This is a genomic window from Coleofasciculus sp. B1-GNL1-01 (genome assembly GCF_040220235.1).
Classification (GTDB): Bacteria; Cyanobacteriota; Cyanobacteriia; order Cyanobacteriales; family Coleofasciculaceae; genus Coleofasciculus.
Map to the genome: position 1 here is coordinate 1 of NZ_JAVJTO010000036.1, position 5,102 is coordinate 5,102.

The window sequence follows — 5,102 nt, forward strand, 5'->3', positions numbered from 1 at the left end:
CGGTTGGGGATTTTGGCTGAGATTGGGGTGCTGAAGTTTTTCCAGCAGATGTACCGTTCTTATCAGGTTTGGCTTTTGGTTGACCGGGTGCGCTATACCTGGGAAGCGGTTCGAGGGGATGGCGTGTGCATTCGGTCACAGTATTGGTATAAGCGACCGGAGAATGCGTTGAATAAGGCTTTTGCCCATGTTGATATAGAAATCGCTAGAACCCAGATTAGGGATGTGATTGGTTGGGTTTAGTGGGTGCGATACGTCCTATCGGACACGCTTCGCGATCGCGATCGCCTATCTGCTAGTCAATCTTTCCCATTCGATTGGGGGGCCAGTAGCGGAAAATTACCTGACCCTTAATATGGTCTTGAGGAACCAATCCTCCCAAATCGAACTCGCTATAGTTACGATTATCCCCTAAATAGAAATAGGAATCGGCTGGTACTTGGACTAATTCATGTTCGTAGGTTCCTGGTTTATCAATATAATCCTCTGATAAAAGTTTCCCATTAATATAAACTAATCCTTTATTGATTTCTATTTGTTCTTTTTGGAGTCCAACAATACGTCTAAAATATATACCATAGTTTGTTCCTTTATGTTGCATTTCTTTAGTTATATAAAACCAAATAATATCTCCTCTTTTATAAACCTTGGAGCGTTCTAACTCTCCATAAAATAATTTGTCATTTCTTTTGATTGTAGGTGTCATAGCATTGGAGCTAATGGGCATAGCGCCAGGGGCAATCCATGGAACAATAATAGTAAATATGACAAAAAATATACAGATTAAAGCAATAGTGATTTTTTTGGTGTAAAGAATATTTGATTGTTTTAGTGTTTGAGGAGATAACTGTAACGACACAAAATGTTCTTGTAGTTGTTTGTGTATAAAACGATAGCGTCCTCCAACTCGCTGTAGAAATAGGCGTTCCGTGGCATATCCAAGGAAACGACGATAATTCCAAGGGCTATATCCATTAGCCCAACAAATAATACGCAGCGTAAAATGTTGAATACAAGCCAATCCACCAGCAAGCATTGCAGCCCACACTGGAAATGATGCAAGTGTAAAAGGTGGAATATTATTTGGCATCATGGTAAGCGGAAACTCAATTAATATGATAATTATAACCATTATTACCCAAGTCATTATCGCTTTCATTGTCGATTCATAGGTTTCTTGATTGGGATATTTTGTGTCATTATATTTATCAATATAAGGTGTTAATAAACTATTAATTATTCCACCCATTATTCCACCAGGTATTCCCATAACTGTGGCATATATCAGATTGGTATGTATTTTCAATGTCGGCAATTTTAGAAAATAGCTGCCAACTTGAATTGAAGCGACTATTATCAAACTACAAATTGTTGCAAGAATTGCTATTTTTATTATTTTGCGTAAATACCAAGACCATTTTATTTTTTTTTGCGACTTGATTTTTTCATGTAATTCTCTGAAAGATATTCCCCTCCACAAAATCAACCCACTCAAGAGACTAACAATTAACTGAGTCCTTAATGATCCTTGAATCAATCCAACTACCAGTCCTCCCTTTAGTTCAGCTACTAAGCCAGTTATTATCCCACCTATAATGATGTAATGCATTTTGTGAGTGGGGTTTTCTAACCAATCTGGCTTCATCTTTTCAATTAAAAATTCTGTTTCATTCTCTTGATTGAGTTTCTCAGCCAACCATTTTAGCCAATATTGGGTCTGTTCCGGATTAGGCTCTTTCCCTTTGCCATACCACCGCTGATTAATATCCTTTCTTAACATTGTTTCTACATAGGCATTAAACAAGTAGCGATAACGAGATTGCTCCGAATCAAGCTTTTGCCATTTTTCTAATGAGATTTTCTCATACGCCCAAGTCATCACGTTCAAAAACAAGGGTGTTTTCGCTAATTTCAATAAGTTTGGATCAGCTTGGAGACTCTGCCAAAATTGCGAACATTCCACCCGATTGAGATATTCCTGAATCTTTTCTTCTGTCAGGGGTAGTAAGTGAACCGCTCCGTGTAAATCTAATTTGATTGAACAGTTTTCATATTCTGCCAATCGACTACAGACAATCAAATGCAGTGGGCGATATTCTTGTAAGAATTGATTAATTGCCTGTATACATCGTTCGTGTTGCTCAGATTTAAGTTCGTCTAACCCATCCAGTAGAGGCAGTAGTTGACCATCTTTTAACCACTGTTTGCCAGTATCTACTGATAATCGCCGTTGTCTGTTATCTAGTTCTGCAACCAACCAGTCAGCAATTGTTTGCCGATCATCTTGCCAGGATGAAAGACTAAATAAGACAGGCATGGGAAATTGGGGGTCTTGCTCAGCACGAGGGATTAGTTCCTTAGCTAGTTCTAGTAACGTTGTTGTTTTTCCACTACCGGGGGTACCTAAAATCAGCAGCTTACCTGCGATAGATCTCTGATCGAAGATATCAATAATTTTTATGTCTGACGGCAGCTTGTCAACAAACTTACCAGTTTTCAGGTCTATGTCCCAAAACCGCTGTACCTGCTGGGCTTGTTTTTGCTTGTGCAGATTGATGGGATCGATATTGTGTAATGATTGTTCCAGTCGGTCAGCTACCTCACTGGCAACATCACTCAGTAATTTGCGACGATTTTGGAATTCCCGTTTAGTAGTAGCATGGGAACCCTGCGGTTGATGTGGAGGGTGAACGATGTTGACAGTTGGGTTGAAAATTCGATTTCCCGAAGAATCTTGAAACTGGTTGAAATCCCGTCCTTGACCAACTTGACCCGATACGGGAGACTGATCAAGTTTTTGCCCTTGCTGGGGGTTAGGGGAATCCGGCTGACTCATTGTTTATAGTTCTAGAATCCAAAAAAGTCGGTGGCTACACCCAACCAAGTTACTAAGGATGCCAAAATTGGCTTGACTTTTTGCCACAGGTTTTGACTTGCCTCGAATGTCTCACCTGCTGTTTGTAGCTTCTCATTCATGCGCTTCAAGCTTCCGGCTGCAAACTCTTTATCCTCTTCTTTTGCTGCTTCCTGAGCTGCACCCAGGTATCTGATGGCTTTTTCTTTTTCCGGTGCTGGCAAGTCGGCATCTTGTAAAAGTGTCTCTAGCTGTGATAAAAGCTCGATAGCCTCTGGTGTGGATAGCTGTTTTTCTGGGGAGGCGGCTTGGTGGGACTGTATTTGCTGAAAATCGCGCCCTTGTCCAACCTGACCCGATACTGGGCTACCAGTGAAGGACTGAGACTGAGAAGCTTTTTCGTCTGGCATGGTTCGTGTCCAAATTCTTTAACCATCATTTTAATCGAAGAAAAATTCTCAACCAGCAATAGATTCAGTTGTTATTCAATCAGGGGTTACAGAAGAATCGCGATCGCTCGTTTAGGATAGCGATCGCACTCCCTCCCCCAACCCATCAAACCACCAACCATACAGCGTTTCAGGTTTCGGGTAAAGTAGCGATCGCACTCCTCCCACTGTCCTACTCATCCACCTCTCCCGAAGCCAGTTCCTGATACATCTCCTCCATCGTCTTCCCCTCCTGAGCCGCCCTAAACTGTAACCGCTCAGTGTGATTCTCAGCGTTCCGGTAGAGATAAGTGTTAATCGCGTTACTAATAACTTGGGACACTGGCTTATTGAGGAGTTCAGCGATCACCTTTAAGTCGTAATAATCTTTGTCAGGGAGTTGCGGTGTCTGAAATCGCGGATTCTTAACCTTTGATAGCGAAACTTTACCGTAATCGATTCTCATATTTGTACCTAGAAAGGTATACTCTAGGTACAGTATATCTGTAAGAAAAGAGAATGTGACCGCTCCCGAAGGAGCGATCGCACCACGCCTAGAGACTGCTACCAACAGGACTCTAAGCGCTACCACTCCACTGTTCATGCCAATGGAGGGCAATTTCATAATGTCACAAACCGTCGAACATCGCGGCGGTGGACGAACCCAAGCCCAGGTTAAACCGTGGGTGATTGTCCATAGTCCGCCAAAACAAAAACCCGAAATAGCCCAACGCTATTTCAACCGCCAGGACGCCGAGGACTCCCTGCGATTCCTCCAACGCTACGTCCAGCATCCCCAAAACTTTGCGATCGCGTTTCTGGGGGATAAGGAATGATGGCATTTCAAATCCCATCGCCCCACCCCACACCAGACGAATCAATCGAAGTTGAAATCGTCGAAGAGGGTGAAGGCGATGAACAAACCCCGATCGCCACCGATGAAACCCCCCAAGTAGAGGACGGGATTAAACTCCGAGACATCATCCCAGAAACCCCAGAAGACGAAAAAGCCGGATTCAAACGACTTCGCGACTGGGAATATGAACTCTACCGTGTACCTAGCGATCGCTCCCTCTACCTCACCCGTGAGAAAGCATCCAAAAACCTGTTCAAAATCTCAGCCTCCCGCCTGGGTCAACATCTGAAGGAGTTACAAAACTTTTCTAACCCAGACGGCTACTACCTGGATGATCAGGGCTTAACTCCAGAAGCGATCGCAGAACTCCGGATCAAACTGCGGTACACCTCGCGGCTAACCTTCCCCAACCCAGACTGGACTCAATATCAGCGGGGAGACTTAACGAAACTGGGCATCGAAAACCCAGACTATTCCCTGCGCTTCCAATACTGGGACGAATATGCTTCGCGATCGCAAGCTTACCACCACTGGCTCGAAACCCATTCCAGTTTAGACAACAAAAGAGTCTACCAGGGCGAGATTTACGACTGGGGCGAATCCAACCGAGAGGAACGCGAATCTGATTTACGCTCAGACATCGAACTCGCCCACAGGGATATTTTTTCCTCAGTAGACTCATACCTGGACTTACTTCGAGACAAACTCAAAAGCCGAGCCAGAGAGCGAGGGCTTGAGATTCGCCGCGAGATTGATGAAGAGTTAGCCGCGATTATCACAAATCCAGAAGACGACACAGACAACGAACTAGAGGAATTGTAATCAATGAAAACCTTACCCACCGATAAAAGGATTATCCGTTTCGACTCTCCCGACGGGATAACCGTTAGCCTTGACTCCAAACTGCTCACAGTCCCCAGTGATCCAGTCGTCGCCATTGATAATGGGTCATTGTGGCAAAAAG

General features: G+C 43.7%; 5 protein-coding genes and 1 pseudogene. 3 read left to right on the forward strand and 3 right to left on the reverse strand.

The window, feature by feature from the left end; genetic code table 11:
• Positions 1 to 243, forward strand: a pseudogene (locus RID53_RS08500) (hypothetical protein); the annotation flags it as partial.
• Between the two features lie 52 nt (positions 244 to 295).
• On the opposite strand, the gene lepB reads toward RID53_RS08500, so the two are convergent.
• The 3 genes from lepB to RID53_RS08515 form a co-directional block, all read right to left on the reverse strand.
• Positions 296 to 2,836: a signal peptidase I gene (gene lepB, locus RID53_RS08505; RefSeq protein WP_446387697.1), complete on the reverse strand. Its 2,541-nt coding sequence runs from the start codon at positions 2,834 to 2,836 to the stop codon at positions 296 to 298.
• Between the two features lie 11 nt (positions 2,837 to 2,847).
• Positions 2,848 to 3,264: a hypothetical protein gene (locus tag RID53_RS08510; protein WP_446387698.1), complete on the reverse strand. Its 417-nt coding sequence runs from the start codon at positions 3,262 to 3,264 to the stop codon at positions 2,848 to 2,850.
• A gap of 211 nt (positions 3,265 to 3,475) precedes the next feature.
• Complete coding sequence (locus RID53_RS08515) at positions 3,476 to 3,748, reverse strand: hypothetical protein (protein ID WP_446387699.1); 273 nt, start codon at positions 3,746 to 3,748, stop codon at positions 3,476 to 3,478.
• Between the two features lie 160 nt (positions 3,749 to 3,908).
• Here RID53_RS08515 and RID53_RS08520 point away from each other — a divergent pair, with 160 nt between their 5' ends.
• Positions 3,909 to 4,118 (forward strand): hypothetical protein, encoded by a 210-nt coding sequence (locus tag RID53_RS08520; RefSeq protein WP_446387700.1) that lies wholly within the window; start codon positions 3,909 to 3,911, stop codon positions 4,116 to 4,118.
• Positions 4,118 to 4,960: a hypothetical protein gene (locus RID53_RS08525; RefSeq protein ID WP_446387701.1), complete on the forward strand. Its 843-nt coding sequence runs from the start codon at positions 4,118 to 4,120 to the stop codon at positions 4,958 to 4,960. The genes RID53_RS08520 and RID53_RS08525 overlap by 1 nt, the downstream gene beginning before the upstream one ends.
• Positions 4,961 to 5,102: the final 142 nt, after the last annotated feature.

Coding starts and splice junctions, on each gene's coding strand:
- RID53_RS08515 (WP_446387699.1), bottom strand. CDS start 3,748: ATGAGAATCGATTACGGTAAAGTTTCGCTATCAAAGGTTAAGAATCCG.
- RID53_RS08520 (WP_446387700.1), top strand. CDS start 3,909: ATGTCACAAACCGTCGAACATCGCGGCGGTGGACGAACCCAAGCCCAG.
- RID53_RS08525 (WP_446387701.1), top strand. CDS start 4,118: ATGGCATTTCAAATCCCATCGCCCCACCCCACACCAGACGAATCAATC.
- RID53_RS08510 (WP_446387698.1), bottom strand. CDS start 3,264: ATGCCAGACGAAAAAGCTTCTCAGTCTCAGTCCTTCACTGGTAGCCCA.
- lepB (WP_446387697.1), bottom strand. CDS start 2,836: ATGAGTCAGCCGGATTCCCCTAACCCCCAGCAAGGGCAAAAACTTGAT.